The organism is Rhodococcus oxybenzonivorans (genome assembly GCF_003130705.1).
In the GTDB taxonomy this organism is placed as follows: Bacteria; Actinomycetota; Actinomycetes; order Mycobacteriales; family Mycobacteriaceae; genus Rhodococcus_F; species Rhodococcus_F oxybenzonivorans.
The window spans coordinates 53875-69911 of the sequence record NZ_CP021354.1 but is presented as its reverse complement, the minus strand read 5'-3'; the positions used below and the strand labels follow the sequence as shown (position 1 = coordinate 69911).

The following is a 16037-nucleotide window of genomic DNA, read 5'->3' as shown; positions in this document are numbered from 1 at the left end:
GACCGACTATAACGGTTCGGTCACGAGCCGCGCTGAGGTAGAGGGGTGTTCGCAGGTCAGGCCGGCCTCTTCCCGGTGATGCACAGCGGGTTTCCCGTGTCTGCACTCACCTCGAACCCCTTTCGCCGCAGAACCTGGGTCACAGCGTTCACGATGCGTTGCGACTTCGCGTCGTCGTACATCGCTTCGGTGCCGTCGTAGACGAGGTGCAGGATGCCGCCGGGGCGCAGGGCTTCCCACAGAATCCGGACCTCTTCGGTCGCGTCGTGTGTCCAGAAGGCATTGACGTTGACAGCGAAGGCCTTGTCGAACGACGCATCGGCGCAGCGGAATCCGGCCAGTTCGGTCTTCTGGAGTTCCACTCTGCCGCGCGCCGACAGGGCCTCGCTACGCTGCTGAGCTCGTGCTATCGCGGCGGCGGACCGGTCGATTGCCGTGATCCGGCCCTCGAGAAGTTTGTCGGCCACGAGAGAAACTGCCACGCCGGGTCCGCAGCCCACCTCTAGGATCCGATCGGACGGATCCACCCTCAACCGCTCGACGACACAACGGATCCGGGCAGGAATCTTCGGAACTGCCATCTGACCACCCTTCGACGGCTACCACAGTAAGGACATGATGCGCGCACTCACCTACTTCGTCGGCATTACCATCGACGGTTTCATCGCCGCCCCGGACGGCGATGTCGGCTTCTTTCCGATGCTCGACGACATTATCGGTTTCATGGCACAGGATTACCCGGAAACGATTCCGACCCACCTACGGGAGCAGTTCGCAGTCGACGGGGCCAACAAGCATTTCGACACCGTGATCCAGGGCCGCTCGACGTACGAGCCGGCGCTCGCAGCGGGAATCACCAGTCCGTACGCGCACCTGCGCCAGTACGTCGTCTCACGCACGCTCGACGCCAGTTCCGACCCCGCCGTCGAAGTGATTACCGACCCCCTCGCAAAGGTCCGGCAGCTCAAGGCCGAGGACAGCACACTCGGTGTCTGGCTCGCTGGAGGCGGAAAGCTTGCGGGCGCTCTGCTTCCGGAGATCGACGAGCTGGTGATCAAGCAATATCCGGTGGTGGCCGGTCGCGGAACGCCCATGTTCGACACCGACTTCGAGCCGACGGCCTTCGAGCTCGCCGACCGGAAGGGCTACCCGAGCGGGGCCACGGTCAGCCGATTCCGCCGCTGCTGACCTGTAGGTGGGTGCCGAACCAGTCGACTGTCCGCGACCATGCGTCCCGGGCGGCTGCCTCGTTGTAGACGGCCGGGCGGTCGTTGCAGTTGAATCCGTGCTCGGCGTCGGGGTACCGCACGATCTCCGTGTCCACCGGTACCTGCGACAGTGCGTTCCGCAACTCCTCGACCTGCTCGGACGGAATCCCCGTGTCACGATCACCGAACAGCCCCAGCCAGGGAGTCGACAGCTGTCCAGCGGCCTCGATCTGCGAGGGGTAACCGAACCGTCCCTTCTCGACGCCGCCACCGTAGAAGCTCACCGCGGCGCCGAGTTTCAGGCGCGCCGCGGTGTGGAACGCGACCGTGCCGCCCATGCAGAAGCCGACGATCGCCGTGTTCCCCGCGCCGATCCCGGCAGCCGACAGAGCGGTGGCAGCGGCATCGACGTCCTCGTCGATCTGTGCCGACGTGAGCGTGCCCAGCAGCGGCATGGCCGTTTTCAGGTCGTCATAGCCGAGCACCGGGTCGCCGGCCCGGTGGAACAGATGGGGCGCCACAGCGTGGTAACCGGCGTCGGCGAATCGGGAGCAGACGTCGACGATGTGTTGTGTGATCCCGAAGGCCTCCTGGATGACGATGACGCCTCCACGACTACCGCCTTCGGGAACAACACTGGTCAGGGGTGTGGTCACCGAACGGACTCTAGGACACCGGCTTCAGCGGATGGATTGCGGGTGCGCCCGCGAGATGCTCACCGAAAACGGCGACCGCGGACTGGAAGTGCGGCGACTTCATATGCGCGTCGACGGCCTCCTGGTTCGCCCACACCTCGACGGTGACGAAGGTCCCGGGCTGCGCGGCAGATTCGAACAACTCGTACGAGACGCAGCCCTCCTCCTTGCGGCTCTCCGCCGCGAGGGAGGACAGGCCGTCTCGCACCGTGTCCTCGGAGCCCGGCTTGGCAGGAATGGTCGCTACGACATGCAGATCGGACATCGGCTTCCTTTCGTGACGGCCACCGGATGTGGCCCGTATCACGTAAGCACACTTGTGGTTGCTAGGAAACCCGGAGCCGCGTCAGATAATCCTCGACGCGCGGATCATCCCAGCCGTGGCCCTCACGAAGCCCGTCCGCAATGGTCGCGAGGTAGGCGGGGGCCGGCGCGTTCCGGGTGACCACGTCACCCCGAGCGCGGGTGGTGAACGTGCACATGACGATGCCGTCGCGAGTTCCCAGAGGAACCAGCCGGTCGTAACAGGCTGGTTCCTGGGCGTGAATGTCCTCGAACTGTTCCTGCGTCACGAGGAAGGCGCGGGCCGCGACCGTCCCGGGCGCATCCGGATCGTAGAAAGCGCGGCCGCCGCCCCAAATGCGCGACTCCCCCGCGAAGAACACCGAGCCGGGGATCACGACAGGGATCGATTCGCGAGGTTCGCTCGTGTCCCGCGCACCGCGATGAGAGTGGTTGCCGCCGGGCGGGCAACCACCGCGCAGGTAGCAGGCGAGGCGAGTCGTCGCCATGTTCGACCCATAACTGACGTACCAGATCAGCACACGATCGACGGTACTCGGACAAGATGGTTCCATGAGTCTTCTCAGTGAGGTCAAGGGTTGGCGTACCGGTTCGCGAAAGCACCGTCGACTGCGTGATCTCGACGGCATGCTCGTCGTCGTCACCGGTGGCGGTAGCGGAATCGGCCGCGAAACCGCACTCGCGTTCGCCGCCGAGGGTGCGGTGGTCGTGGTCGGTGACCTCGACCTCGAATCGGCGCAGCACACAGCGGACCTCATCAATTCGGCGCAGATGAAGGGGGGCGGCGCCGTCGCGATCTTCGGTGGTGGCTCGCATGCCTACCGGGTCAATGTGGCGGTGGAAGAGGAGGTGCGGCGGTTCGCCGAGGAGGTGCAGTCACAGCACGGCACCCCCGACGTCGTGGTCAACAATGCGGGAATCGGCTACTCCGGCACTTTCACCTCGACGCCGCAGAGCGAATTCGAGCGCGTGATGGACGTCAACTTCTGGGGAGTCGTGTACGGCTGCCGGGTCTTCGCGGAGCAGATGATCGAGCGCGGAACGGGCGGACACATCGTCAATCTGTCCTCGGCGGCGGCCTTCACCCCGCAGAAGCGACTCACCGCATACGCCACCAGCAAGGCTGCCGTCTACATGCTCTCGGATTGTCTCCGCGCCGAACTGGTGGACCACGGCATCGGCGTCAGCACCATCTGCCCCGGCATCGTCCACACCAACATCGTCAAGAACACCGACTTCGCCGGGACCACCCCCGAGAAACAAGAAGAGATGCGGTCCCGATCCGACACGTTCTACCGCAAGCGTGGATTCACACCCGATCGGGTGGCCACGCAGATCCTGAAAGCCGTCAGGTCGAACAGGGCCGTCGTCCCGGTCACCCCCGAGGCCAAGTTCGGCCGCGCGTTGAGCCGGCTGGCGCCCGGCAGCATGCGACTCGGTGCGCGTTTCGACTTGGGCTGATCCTCACGTGATGCGGTTCCCACACGGTCACGCCGCCGCGCGTAACGCCCAGTGGGCACTCGCGCTCTGCACTGTCACGCACGGGACCAGCGGGTGAGGTACTCGCGCTCGGTGGGAGTGATACGCCGCAACCGCTGCGCGTCGACGTCGGCGACGGCCATCTGGGTGGTGGCGGTGACGGCGGGCGGATCGGTACGACCGGCGCGCGCACCCCGGACCTCGTAACCGATGGTGAAGTCGACGGCCCGGTGCTTCGCGATCCACATGGTGATCCGCAACGGACTCTCCGAGTGTGTGAGCTGAGCCCGGTACTTGACGTGGATGTCGGCGATGAACGCACTGGTGATGAGAGACGAATTCTCGGCGCCCTCACTGAGCAGCCAGTCGATCCTCGCCTCTTCGAGCAACGTCACCATCCTGGCGTGGTTGATGTGCTGAAAGGCGTCCATATCGGACCACCGGACGGTGACGAAAGCGTCGTAACCGGGCGCGGCAGGAGTGTCCGTCATCGGATCATCTTCTCCTGCCGCGCCCGGCTCGACCTACGCCACGTCGCGCAACCAGTTCCTGAGCCAGTTGGTGGCCGACGTCCCGGCACCGTCGACCGCGTACCGCGTGTAATCCTGGTGGGCCTGCGACTTGTAGAACTGCTCGAGCTCGTCGATCCGCCTCTGGTTGGCCGATTCGTCCAACTGAGCCATCAGGGTGGGGACACCACCGGCGTCGAGGAGGTCACGCCAAATGGCTTCGGCCTCCGCCTGGTACCGGCCTAGCAGCGACGGCGACGGGTCCGACGTCTGCGCGAGGAAACCGGCGAGCCGGGTCACGAAGTCTTCCTTCGGGGTGGAGCAGTACAGGTCGCCGTATGCGCAGAAGGTTCGGGTGTTCTGGCTGACCCAGCCGAAACCGCCGATGCGAGGTCCGCCGGCGCCCCCACCGGCGACGGGAGGACCGACCAGCGCGTCGGTGGGCGAACGACGGGGATCGGACACGAGCCCGACGGCAGCGATCTTGTCGGCAGGCACCGCGCCGAGGCCCGTGCCGATCTCGGCCGCGAGGTCACCCGCAGCATCAGCGCCTTGGCTGTAGCCGATGAGCGCAAGCTTGGTTCCGGCGCATTGCTGAGACATGTTGACGAGCATCCCGCGGGCGTTGTCTACCGCCTGAGCCTTCGAGCGCCCGTACACATCGCCTTCCCACGGGAAGGCAGTGGCGGCGTAGGTCACATAGTCGGTGCGGATATTGGACGGTAACCCGTTCGTGACCGCAGACAGCAGGCCGGGGGTGGGCCGGACATTCTCCTTGGTGGACGTTTCCCACGTTCCCGGAATCGCCACCACGTACAGGCTCGGGCACGGGTCTGCGTTCGCTACCGCGCTGGTGCCGACCACGCCCGAGACCACCGGAATGGCCACCGCTGCAGCCGTTGCGGTCAAAGTTGCGATAACCCGTTTCATTGCCATGGCCCTCAACTCTTCTTCTCCCCTTCGTCGACCTGCAGACGGGATGCTGCCAGGCCGACGTGACCTGAAGATGCACGATCGGTAAATAAACGTTACCGAGCAAAACCGACCGGCGCACCCGAAACCAGCACCCCGGCGAAAATATAACGCCGGGGTGCTGGTGGATAACGAACTGAACTAGCGCTGGGGTGCGCTGGTGGTCTCGACCGGAGACGGCAGGGCCGTCTCACCCTCGAGGTAGGCATCGACCGCCGCAGCGGCCGAGCGACCCTCGGCAATTGCCCACACGATGAGCGACTGTCCACGTCCCATGTCGCCGGCCACGAAGACGCCGTCGACGTTGGTGGCCCACTTCGCAGAGCGGGCGACGTTGCCGCGCTCGTTGAGGTCGACACCGAGATCGGTAAGCAGTCCCGGCTTTTCGGGGCCGACGAAGCCCATGGCCAACAGCACGAGATCGGCCTCGAGCTCGAAATCCGAGCCCTCCACCTTCTCGAAGCGGCCCGACTTCATCTCGACCTCGTGGGCGTGCAGCGCCGTCACCTTGCCGTCGACACCGACGAACTTCTCGGTGTTGACGGAGAACAGGCGCTCGCCGCCTTCCTCGTGCGCGGACGCGACCCGGTACATCAGCGGGTACGTCGGCCACGGGGTTTGCTCGGCCCTGGTCTCGGGCGGACGCGGCATGATCTCGAACTGGTGAACACTGACCGCACCCTGACGGTGTGAGGTGCCCAGGCAGTCCGCGCCGGTGTCGCCGCCGCCGATGATGACAACTTTCTTGCCCTCGGCGGTGATGGTGGGCTCTTCGAGGTCGCCCAACTGCACACGGTTGGCGATGGGCAGGTACTCCATCGCCTGATGGATGCCGTCCAGTTCGCGCCCGGGAATCGGCAGGTCACGAGCCGCGGTGGCACCGCCCGCCAGCACCACGGCGTCGAACTGCTCGCGCAGCTCGTCGGCGGAGATGTCGACGCCCACGTTCACATTCGTCTTGAAGACGGTGCCCTCGGCCTCCATCTGATCCAGACGGCGGTCGATGTGGCGCTTCTCCATCTTGAACTCGGGGATGCCGTAGCGGAGGAGACCGCCGATACGGTCGGCCCGCTCGAACACGGTGACCAGGTGACCGGCACGCGTCAGCTGCTGCGCTGCAGCCAGACCCGCAGGACCGGAACCGACGACCGCCACCCTCTTGCCCGTCGACCGGGTGGGATGCACCGGCGTGACCCAGCCCTCGTCGAATGCGTGATCGATGATCTCGACCTCGACCTGCTTGATGGTGACCGGATCCTGGTTGATGCCCAGGACGCACGACGCCTCACAGGGTGCGGGGCACAGCCGCCCGGTGAATTCCGGGAAGTTGTTGGTGGCGTGCAGCCGCTCGATGCCGTCGTGCCAACGGTCCCGGTACACCAGGTCGTTCCACTCGGGAATCAGATTCCCGAGGGGGCAGCCGTTGTGGCAGAACGGAATACCGCAGTCCATGCACCGGCTCGCCTGGGTGCGGAGGTTTTCCTTCGGGAACTCCTCGTACACCTCGTTCCAGTCGAGCAGACGCAACGGCACCGGACGGCGAACGGGCAGTTCGCGTGACGGGTGCTTCAGAAAGCCGCTTGGATCAGCCACGAGCTGCCTCCATTACTGCCTCGTCCACGTTCTTTCCATCCTTCTTCGCGGCCTCGATGGCCAAGAGCACCTTCTTGTAATCGCGGGGCATCACCTTTGCGAAGTGATTGACCTGCTGTGACCAGTCGGACAGGATGCGCGCGGCAACCTCCGAACCGGTTTCGTCGCGGTGACGCTCGATAGCGGCTTTCAGCCAGGTGAAGTCGTCACCCGTCAGATCCTCGAGGTCTACCAGTTCGGTGTTGAGGTTGTCCTCGAACGCCTTGTCGGGGTTGAAGACGTAGGCCACGCCACCGGACATGCCGGCGCCGAAGTTGCGTCCCGTCGCGCCGAGGATGACGACCTTGCCGCCCGTCATGTACTCGCAGCCGTGGTCGCCGACTCCCTCGACCACCGCAGTGGCACCGGAGTTACGTACCGCGAACCGCTCACCCACGACACCGCGCAGCAAAGCCTCACCGCTGGTCGCGCCGAACAGGATCACGTTGCCGCCGATGATGTTGTCCTCGGCGACGAACCCGGCCGCGGTTTCCAGCGGAGGACGGACCACGATGCGTCCACCCGACAGACCCTTGCCGACGAAGTCGTTGGCGTCGCCATGCAGCCGCAGGGTCATACCCTTGGGCACGAAAGCACCGAAGCTGTTACCGGCCGAGCCGGTGAACGTGATGTCGATCGTGTTGTCGGGCAGGCCCTCACCGCCGTACGCCTTGGTCACCTCATGGCCCAGCATGGTGCCGACCGTCCGGTTGACGTTGGTGATCGGCGACTCGAACGACACCTTGGCGCCCTTGTCGAGAGCATCGCGGCTCTGGGCGATCAGCTGCTGATCGAGCGCCTTGTCGAGGCCGTGGTCCTGGGTACCTGTGCAGTACAGGTCCTGATCCATGAACGCGGACTCGGCCTGGTGCAGGATCGGCGACAGGTCGAGATTGCCAGCCTTGCTGCCCTTCCAGTGCTCGAGCGCCTTGGTGGTGTCGAGCACGTCGACCTGGCCGACGGCCTCGTCGAGTGTCCGGAAGCCGAGCTCGGCCATGAGTTCGCGGACCTCTTCAGCGATGAAGAGGAAGAAATTCTCCACGAACTCCGGCTTGCCGTTGAACCGCTTGCGCAGCACCGGGTTCTGCGTCGCGACACCGACAGGGCAGGTGTCGAGGTGGCAGACCCGCATCATGATGCAGCCCGACACCACCAGCGGAGCGGTCGCGAAACCGAACTCCTCGCCGCCGAGCAGCGCGGCGACCATGACGTCACGGCCGGTCTTGAGCTGTCCGTCGACCTGCACCACGATGCGGTCGCGCAGGCCGTTGAGCAGCAACGTCTGCTGGGTCTCGGCGAGGCCGAGCTCCCACGGAGCGCCGGCGTGCTTGACCGAGGTCAGTGGGGTGGCACCGGTGCCACCGTCGTGACCGGAAATCAGGACGACATCCGCGTGCGCCTTCGAGACACCCGCGGCGACCGTGCCGACACCCACCTCGGACACCAGCTTGACGTGCACCCGCGCCTGCGGGTTCGCGTTCTTCAGGTCGTGGATCAGCTGTGCGAGATCCTCGATCGAGTAGATGTCGTGGTGCGGGGGCGGCGAGATCAGGCCGACACCGGGTGTGGAGTGCCGGACCTCGGCCACCCACGGGTACACCTTGTGCGCCGGCAGCTGGCCGCCCTCACCGGGCTTGGCTCCCTGCGCCATCTTGATCTGGATGTCGGAGCAGTTGGTCAGGTAGTGCGACGTGACGCCGAAGCGTCCCGACGCGACCTGCTTGATCGCGGACCGGCGCCAGTCACCGTTCTCGTCCGGCTCGAAGCGCGACGGATGCTCGCCGCCCTCACCGGAGTTGGAACGGCCACCGAGGCGGTTCATGGCGATGGCCAGGGTCTCGTGCGCCTCGGCGGAGATGGAGCCGTAGCTCATCGCACCGGTCGAGAAGCGCTTGACGATCTCGGTGGCCGGCTCGACCTCGTCCAGCGGGACGGGCTCGCGCACACCCTTCTTGAACTCGAAGAGGCCGCGCAGCGCTGCGAGGCGCTCGGACTGGTCGTCGACCAGCTTCGTGTACTCCTTGAACACCTCGTACTGCCCGGTGCGCGTGGAATGCTGGAGCTTGAACACCGTGTCCGGGTTGAACAGGTGGTATTCGCCCTCACGACGCCACTGGTACTCGCCGCCCACCTCGAGCTCGCGGTGCGCGCGCTCTTCGGGGCGGTCGAGGTACGCGTTGGAGTGCCGGACCGCGACGTCGGCGGCGATCTCGTCGAGACCGATACCACCGAGGCTCGAGTTCAGGCCCGTGAAGTACTCGTCCACCAAATCCTGCGACAGGCCGATCACCTGGAACAGCTGAGCACCGGTGTACGAGGCGAGGGTCGAGATGCCCATCTTGGACATCACCTTGAGCACACCCTTGCCCGCGGCCTTGATGTAGTTCTGGATGGCCTTGTCGAGGCTCAGTCCCTGCAGTTCGTTGCCGCGGAACAGCTCGTCGACCGTCTCGAACGCCATGTACGGGTTGACGGCCGCTGCACCGAAGCCGATGAGGAGCGCCATGTGGTGCACCTCGCGGGCGTCGCCCGATTCCACGACGAGACCGACCTTGGTGCGGGTCTTCTCGCGCACCAGGTGGTGGTGCACGGCCGACGTCAGCAGCAACGACGGGATGGGTGCGTACGTCTCGTTCGACTCACGGTCGGACAGGACGATGAGGCGCGCACCACCGGCGATGGCCTCGGAGACCTGGTAGCGAACGTCGTCGAGCGCCTTGCGTAGACCCGCACCGCCCTCGGCCACCGGGTACAGACCGCGGACGATGACGCTGCGGAAGCTCGGGAATCCGCCGTCGTCGTTGACGTGGATGAGCTTCGACAGATCGTCGTTGTGCAGGATCGGCTGCGGCAAGTAGATCTGCCTGCAGGACTCCGCCGTGGGGTGCAGCAGATCGTGCTCGGGGCCGATCGTTCCGCCGAGGCTGGTGACGACCTCCTCGCGGATGGCGTCGAGCGGCGGGTTGGTGACCTGCGCGAAGAGCTGCGAGAAGTAGTCGAACAGCATCCGCGAACGGGAGGACAGCACCGCGATCGGGGTGTCCGTACCCATCGAGCCGAGTGCTTCCGCACCGGAAGCCGCCATCGGCTTGACGAGGACGTTGACCTCTTCGTTGGTGAACCCGAACATCTGCTGACGCAGCACCACACGCTCGTGCGACATGTAGGTGTACGGGCGCTCCGGCAGGTCGTCCATATGGGTCAGGCCCTGGTCGAGCCATTCCTGGTACGGGTGCTCGGCGGCAAGCTCCGACTTGATTTCGTCGTCGCTGATGATGCGGCCCTGGTCGGTGTCGACCAGGAACATGCGGCCGGGCTGGAGCCGGATCTTCTTCACGACCGTGGCCGGATCGATCGGCAGAACGCCGACCTCGGAGGCCATGACGACCAGGCCGTCCTCGGTGACCCACAGCCGCGAGGGACGCAGCCCGTTGCGGTCGAGGACCGCGCCGATGACGGTGCCGTCGGTGAAGCAGACGGACGCCGGGCCGTCCCACGGCTCCATGAGCGTGGAGTGGTACTGGTAGAACGCCCGACGCTCGGGGTCCATGCTCTCGTGATGCTCCCACGCCTCGGGGATCATCATCAGGACCGCGTGCGGAAGGCTACGACCACCGAGGTGCAGCATCTCGAGCACCTCGTCGAAGCGCGCGGTGTCGCTGGCCCCGTTGGTGCAGACCGGGAAGATCTTCTCGAGGTTTTCGCGACCACCGAAGACGTCGCTGTCGATGAGCGCCTCGCGGGCACGCATCCAGTTCTCGTTGCCGGTGACGGTGTTGATCTCACCGTTGTGCGCGACGCGCCGGAACGGGTGAGCCAGCGGCCACGACGGGAACGTGTTGGTGGAGAAGCGGGAGTGGACCAGCCCGAGTGCCGACTCCACGCGCTCGTCCTGCAGGTCGAGGTAGAAACCCTTGAGCTGCGGGGTGGTGAGCATGCCCTTGTAGACGAACGTCTGGCTCGACAGGCTCGGGAAGTAGACGGTCTCGCGACCCGGCCCGTCCTTGCCGGCGCCTTCACTACCCAGCTCGTGCTCGGTGCGCTTGCGGACGACGTACGCCCTGCGCTCGAGGTCCAGACCGGTGAGGGAGTCACCTTCGCTGCCGATGAAGATCTGCCGGAACGTCGGCATCGCGTCGCGTGCCAGGGCGCCGAGCGACGAGTCGTCGGTCGCGACCTCGCGCCAGCCGAGGACCTTCAGGCCCTCACTCTCGACGATCTTCTCGACGGCGTCGGATGCACGCTGCGCGTCGGCCTTGCTCTGCGGCAGGAATGCGATGCCCGTGGCATAGGTGCCCGCGGCGGGCAGCGGGAAGTCGACCACAGCGCGGAAGAACGCATCCGGAACCTGGATCAGGATGCCGGCGCCGTCACCCGTATTGGGTTCGGAGCCCGCGGCACCACGGTGCTCGAGGTTGACCAGAGCGGTGATCGCCTTCTCGACGATGTCCCTGCTGCGGCGACCCTTCATGTCCACGACGAACGCGACGCCACAGGAGTCGTGCTCGTTCGCCGGGTGGTACAGCCCCTGGGGGCCTGGAAGTTGCTTCATACCTAGCCTTCGTATGCCAAAAGATGCACCGACGACCAGCAGCGCTGATGGCCATCACCTTGCAATGCAAGTACCGTCAGGATGTGATCGGCACCACCGATCGGCTATCGCCCTTTGCAGCACGCTGGGTGTGGTCCTCGCACCAGGCGACGTGGCTTTTCGGTCGGGTCGGACTTTCGTGGGTCCAACGTGTAACGAAAACGATAATTCAGACCCCCCGAAGAAACACAACTTAGGTTGGCCTATTCATCCCGTGAACAGGCCTTTTCTCGAGGGCAGACCTCGGCCGAGAACGTCCAGTACATATTAAGTGAGTGCGCCGAGTACTGCTGTGATTCCGGGAGTCGGGTCGAAATCGGGGTCGGGAACGGTCAGCTGATGCAGGATCACTCCATCCAGATAGTCGGTGACAACCACTGCGTCGGCTGCTGGATTCCTCGATCCGGCGAGGTCCAGCATGCTCGCGCCCCATTCTACGAGTCCGGCGCGAGCAGAGCCGATGATCTCCCCGAGGGCCGGGACCGCCGAGGCCTCCATGAAAAGGGCGTAGCGGGCGCTCGAGCGGATCCGGTCGGGTCCCGCAGCGTACCGGGTGAACGCGGCCAGGGCCTCCACCAGCGCCTCCATCCCGTCCGGCCGGAGGTCCGCAAATTTCTCCCAGTCGTCTACGTCACGTGCCGCGAGACGGGTGACCATTCCCTCGAGGAGGGCGCCGCGGGTGCGGAAGTAGTTGGAGGTGGAGCCCTGCGGCATCCCCGCCGATTCGTCGACCGCTCGATGAGTGAGGGCGCGCGCCCCCTTCCGGCCGAGCACGTCGATAGCTGCGTCGAGCAGCTGTTCTCGCCTCCCTGTCATGCACTCCACACTACAGCCGTAGTAATTCCCACTACAGGCGTAGTAGCGTTGAGGCCATGACGCACTCGGCAGCAGTCCTCGGCGGCGGCATCGGCGGCCTCGCCATCGCCCGTTTCCTGTTCCGCGCCGGCTGGCACGTCGAGGTCTTCGAGCGCTCCGCGGACCTTCCGACGTCGGGTACCGCCCTCGGCATGTGGCCCCAGGCCGTCGACGCGCTCGACACGATCGGACTCGGCGACCGGGTCCGCGCTCTCGGATCTCCGCAGCATCGAGGGTCGTTCCTGCGACCGGACGGGTCCGTCATCGGCACCGTCGACAGCTCCGCGCGCACCGCCTACCTGCTGTCGCGGCCTGCCCTCCTTGCCGAGCTCGCCACATCGTTGCCCGAGGGGATGGTCTCGTTCGGCACCCCGGCCCCTCCCGCGGACGCCCTCTCCGACTACGACGTCGTGATCGGCGCGGACGGCCTACGCAGCGCCACCCGGCGTCGCTTGTTCGGCGACGGATTCGAGCCCGTCTACACGGGCGCCACCGCGTGGCGGGGATGGGTGCCCGGACGGCGCGACACGGTGAGCGAAACCTGGGACGCCGGAGCGCTTTTCGGAATCACACCGCGCGAGGGCAACCTCGTCAACTGGTTCGCGTGCGTCCGCACCGACCCCGGATCCGAGGACGGACTCGACTACCTGCGGTGGCGGTTCGGGGGCTGGCACGCCGACGTCCGGGCCGTCCTCGATGCGATCACCCCCGACGCCCTGCTTCATCACGACCTCTACGAGTCACCCGCCCTGCCCTCGTATGTGTCGGGCCACACGGCGCTGATCGGCGACGCCGCCCACGCGATGGCCCCCAATCTCGGACGTGGCGCATGCGAGGCCCTCGTCGACGCGGTCACGCTCGGACGATTCCTGGCCTCGCAGAACGATATTCGCGAGTCGCTGCGACAGTATGACCGCGCACGCCGTCGGGTGACGCAGCGACTGGTTCTCGGATCACGTGCCATGGCGTCGATCGCGATGACCAGGCATCTGCGTCCGGTCCGCGATCGGACGATGAAACTGGCCGCGGCCCTGGCCTGACGAGAATCCGGGTGCGCAGCAATGCCTGCCCATCTGGTACTTTCCCGCAATAGGGGGACGAGACGAACCGGGGGCGGTCATGGGGGCGGTGGACGACGGCTGCAGTAATGCGGTCGGCAGAACCGAAAATCTTCATCGGGGGAATACCAGATCCACCTCGTCGGTGGTGAAACCTTTCTCTGCAGCGGAGGCGTACTGTCCTGCCGCCGGCGTGCACCTTTTCCATTCGCGGTACCCCTGATCTGCATCGATCTCTGCTCTTCGGATGCGGCACCTGCCTGCATCCACTTTCACTCGACATCAGGAGTATCCACGTGAAGATCCGCATGCACGCAGTGGCAGCCGCACTATCGGTATCCGCTGCAGCAGTGCTCGGCGCCGCGACCGCACACGCCGCTCCGAGCACCGCCCCGTCGACGTCGCAGCCCGGCGTCACCGACCGGTCGACGCCACCCACCACGTCCCAGCCGGGAGTGACGAATCCGGCCGCGCCGCCCACGACGTCACAGCCCGGCGTCACGGGCCCCGCAGCCCCCACGACACCCGCGCCCCCGCAGGCGCCTCTCGCCGTACCCGGAGGCGACGCGGCCACCCCCGGCCCGGCAGCGAGCGGTGACACCCCGCCGCCCGCCGCCCCGGATGCCGTCGAGGCGGCCCCTGCCCAGCCCGCTGCGGTGTGGATCGATCCGGACGACATGCCGAGAACCGATCAGGCACCCGTCGCCCCGACGCTGCCCGTGCCCAAGCCGGTGGTCGAGGTGAACGCCGCCGCCGACACCCTGATCGGTGCCCTTCCGGTTGCTGTCAACGGTCGCCAGTACGGCAATCCCGAGGGATACGCCGGCACCGTCGGCTGGCGCATCGGTGACGCCACCGGCACCGCGGGCATCGCGATCGACCCCTCCTCCCCCACCGCCGCCGCCGTGTCGGCGTTCGTCGCGGATTCCCAGGCCGAGCATCCGATCAACTGGTCTGCGCCGGTCGACGTCACACCTAGTGCTGCCGCCATCTCGGATGCAGCAGACCGGTACCCGGCCTTCGGCTCGCTCGTCGACGCGGTCGCCGCCCTGCCGGCACCGCAGCTACCGCAGCTGCAGTCGACGGACAGCGGGCCGAGTGCCGTCACGATCGGTGGCGTCAACGTGCGCAGCCAGGCAACGCTCCACGTTTGATCGGTGATCGTCCGGGCGGCGCCGGCTACAGGGCCGGCTCCGCCCGGCGGAATGAGGTGTGGAGGATTCACCTGTGACAGAACCGCCCCCCAGGAACGACGACAGCGCTACCCGCGATCGCTTCGCACATTGGTTCCCGCCCTTCACACCTACCCCCGCGTCTACACGTGTTGCGGAATCGACCGAGGAAGTTCGGGATTCACAGCTCGAGCTACCGCCGCCTGTCCCCACCTGGCTGGCGCCGAGCGACCACCATGACACCACGCCCGTCGTCCGCGGCAGGCGCGGAAAACCGAGGCTCGCTCTCGCCGGCGCCGCTGCGGCCCTCGGAGCAGTAGTCGTCGGTGTCGTCGTCGTTTCGAGTTTCGGGTCCTCGAACGAGGACGGGAGTCCCGTCGCGGCCGTGGATCCGGACTGGTGCGTCGAATCCCGGAACGACGGCGCGGTCACCGGCAACGGTCCCGGCGGTACGGCGGACGGTACCGAGGTGATTCTGGCTTTCGACCACGCCTACTACGTGGAGCGGAGCGGAGCGAAGGCCCGCGACGTGGTCACCGCCGATGCGCCGATGGGGTCGGCCGAGACGATTCAGCGGGGTATCGACTCGTTGCCGGAGGGCACCGAACATTGCCTCACGATCAGCCCCACCGAATCCGGCCGCTATGCCGTCACACTCACGGAGCAGCGACCGGACGGGTCGACCCATCAGTATCGGCAGGTCGTGACCACCACCGACCGCGACGGCCGCACCTACATCACATCCATTGGAGACGCTCAATGACATACCGAACCGGCTGGAGCACAACATCTTCCACGCTCGTCCTGGGCGCGTGCGGAGGCGCGGGCGCCACAACGACGGCCCTCGGACTCGCCAACACCGCGGCGGTACACGGGAATGCAGTGGTCGCAGTCGACGCAACTCCGGCTGGTGGTGACATCGCCGAGCGCGGCGCCGACCTCGTGCTCTCCGTGAGCGGGCTCGAACACGTGGTGACAGTGGCAGCGTCCGGAGCCGTCCCGGACGACGTCTTCGACGGGTATTGCTCGCGCACGACGGTGGACGCCCGGATCCTGAATCGGCTCGGCACTCAGACGGCCACCGACAGCGAAATGTCCTTGCTCGCAGAAGCTCTCCGTGCGCGCGGGGCGAGCTCCGTGTACGACCTGGGCCACCGATTGCGCGCTTCCTACCTGTCACCGTTGCTGGCCGCACCGACCCCGATCATCCTCGTCGTGCCCTGCCGTGCCGACGCGTTCAACCGACTACGCGCCGCACTGCAGTCGATCGGCGACACACTCGGTGAACCCGGTCTGTCCCGGACAGTCGTCACCGTGTCGAATCAGGACAACACCGGATGGCAGGTGGACGTCGATCTGCTGCGCGACTACCTCGGCGGGCAGGTGTGGGGTGTGGAGACCATCCCGTACGACGAGCACCTCGGCATGGGGGTCGTCATCAGCCACGATCGCCTCGCCGCCGACACCCGCGCGGCATACGAGCGGCTCCTCGCCATCGCCTCGGCGGTCCCCGGCGGGCGCCGCGAACCGGTGCCCGCGCCGGTGTCGGAGTAATCCAGTACT

General features: G+C 66.3%; 15 protein-coding genes. 6 read left to right on the top strand and 9 right to left on the bottom strand.

Annotation, left to right across the window (positions count from 1 at the left end):
• Window positions 1-56: 56 nt before the first annotated feature.
• Window positions 57-581, bottom strand: a complete 525-nt coding sequence (locus tag CBI38_RS00330) for a class I SAM-dependent methyltransferase (RefSeq protein ID WP_109325442.1) — start codon at window positions 579-581, stop codon at window positions 57-59.
• Between the two features lie 37 nt (window positions 582-618).
• On the opposite strand from CBI38_RS00330, the gene CBI38_RS00325 reads away from it, so the two are divergent.
• Complete coding sequence (locus CBI38_RS00325) at window positions 619-1188, top strand: dihydrofolate reductase family protein (RefSeq protein ID WP_109334768.1); 570 nt, start codon at window positions 619-621, stop codon at window positions 1186-1188.
• Here the strand turns inward: CBI38_RS00325 and CBI38_RS00320 are convergent.
• The 3 genes from CBI38_RS00320 to CBI38_RS00310 all read right to left on the bottom strand — a co-directional run bounded on the left by CBI38_RS00320 (window position 1166) and on the right by CBI38_RS00310 (window position 2727).
• Complete coding sequence (locus tag CBI38_RS00320; protein WP_109325440.1) at window positions 1166-1864, bottom strand: dienelactone hydrolase family protein; 699 nt, start codon at window positions 1862-1864, stop codon at window positions 1166-1168. The genes CBI38_RS00325 and CBI38_RS00320 overlap by 23 nt on opposite strands.
• 10 nt (window positions 1865-1874) lie before the next feature.
• Window positions 1875-2168, bottom strand: coding sequence for a putative quinol monooxygenase (locus CBI38_RS00315; protein ID WP_109325438.1), 294 nt, complete (start codon window positions 2166-2168; stop codon window positions 1875-1877).
• A 61-nt stretch (window positions 2169-2229) separates the two neighbouring features.
• Complete coding sequence (locus CBI38_RS00310) at window positions 2230-2727, bottom strand: hypothetical protein (protein WP_109325434.1); 498 nt, start codon at window positions 2725-2727, stop codon at window positions 2230-2232.
• Between the two features lie 31 nt (window positions 2728-2758).
• Between CBI38_RS00310 and CBI38_RS00305 the strand changes: the two genes are divergently transcribed.
• Window positions 2759-3667, top strand: coding sequence for an SDR family NAD(P)-dependent oxidoreductase (locus CBI38_RS00305; RefSeq protein WP_109325432.1), 909 nt, complete (start codon window positions 2759-2761; stop codon window positions 3665-3667).
• Between the two features lie 74 nt (window positions 3668-3741).
• Here CBI38_RS00305 and CBI38_RS00300 read toward each other — a convergent pair whose 3' ends face one another.
• From CBI38_RS00300 to CBI38_RS00275, 5 genes are all read right to left on the bottom strand, one after another.
• On the bottom strand, window positions 3742-4176 hold the full coding sequence (locus CBI38_RS00300) for an acyl-CoA thioesterase (protein ID WP_109325424.1): 435 nt from the start codon (window positions 4174-4176) through the stop codon (window positions 3742-3744).
• 33 nt (window positions 4177-4209) lie between these two features.
• Window positions 4210-5124 carry a cutinase family protein gene (locus CBI38_RS00295; protein ID WP_109325422.1) on the bottom strand — a complete coding sequence of 305 codons (915 nt, stop codon included), beginning with the start codon at window positions 5122-5124 and terminating at the stop codon, window positions 4210-4212.
• Window positions 5125-5307: 183 nt separating this feature from the next.
• Window positions 5308-6759: a glutamate synthase subunit beta gene (locus CBI38_RS00290; protein ID WP_109325420.1), complete on the bottom strand. Its 1452-nt coding sequence runs from the start codon at window positions 6757-6759 to the stop codon at window positions 5308-5310.
• A complete protein-coding gene (gltB, locus tag CBI38_RS00285; RefSeq protein WP_109325418.1) occupies window positions 6752-11350 on the bottom strand; it encodes a glutamate synthase large subunit in 4599 nt (1532 codons plus the stop codon). Before gltB ends, CBI38_RS00290 begins: the two co-directional genes overlap by 8 nt.
• Window positions 11351-11656: 306 nt before the next feature.
• Entirely contained in the window at window positions 11657-12205 is a 549-nt protein-coding gene (locus tag CBI38_RS00275) for a TetR/AcrR family transcriptional regulator (RefSeq protein ID WP_109325416.1), read from the bottom strand.
• Between the two features lie 56 nt (window positions 12206-12261).
• Between CBI38_RS00275 and CBI38_RS00270 the strand changes: the two genes are divergently transcribed.
• The 4 genes from CBI38_RS00270 to CBI38_RS00255 all read left to right on the top strand — a co-directional run bounded on the left by CBI38_RS00270 (window position 12262) and on the right by CBI38_RS00255 (window position 16028).
• Window positions 12262-13284 carry an FAD-dependent monooxygenase gene (locus CBI38_RS00270; protein WP_109325414.1) on the top strand — a complete coding sequence of 341 codons (1023 nt, stop codon included), beginning with the start codon at window positions 12262-12264 and terminating at the stop codon, window positions 13282-13284.
• A 326-nt stretch (window positions 13285-13610) separates the two neighbouring features.
• Window positions 13611-14456, top strand: a complete 846-nt coding sequence (locus tag CBI38_RS00265) for a glycoprotein (RefSeq protein WP_109334767.1) — start codon at window positions 13611-13613, stop codon at window positions 14454-14456.
• A gap of 73 nt (window positions 14457-14529) precedes the next feature.
• On the top strand, window positions 14530-15237 hold the full coding sequence (locus CBI38_RS00260; protein ID WP_109325412.1) for a DUF8176 domain-containing protein: 708 nt from the start codon (window positions 14530-14532) through the stop codon (window positions 15235-15237).
• Window positions 15234-16028: a hypothetical protein gene (locus tag CBI38_RS00255; protein WP_109325410.1), complete on the top strand. Its 795-nt coding sequence runs from the start codon at window positions 15234-15236 to the stop codon at window positions 16026-16028. The genes CBI38_RS00260 and CBI38_RS00255 overlap by 4 nt, the downstream gene beginning before the upstream one ends.
• The last annotated feature ends 9 nt before the right edge of the window (window positions 16029-16037 follow it).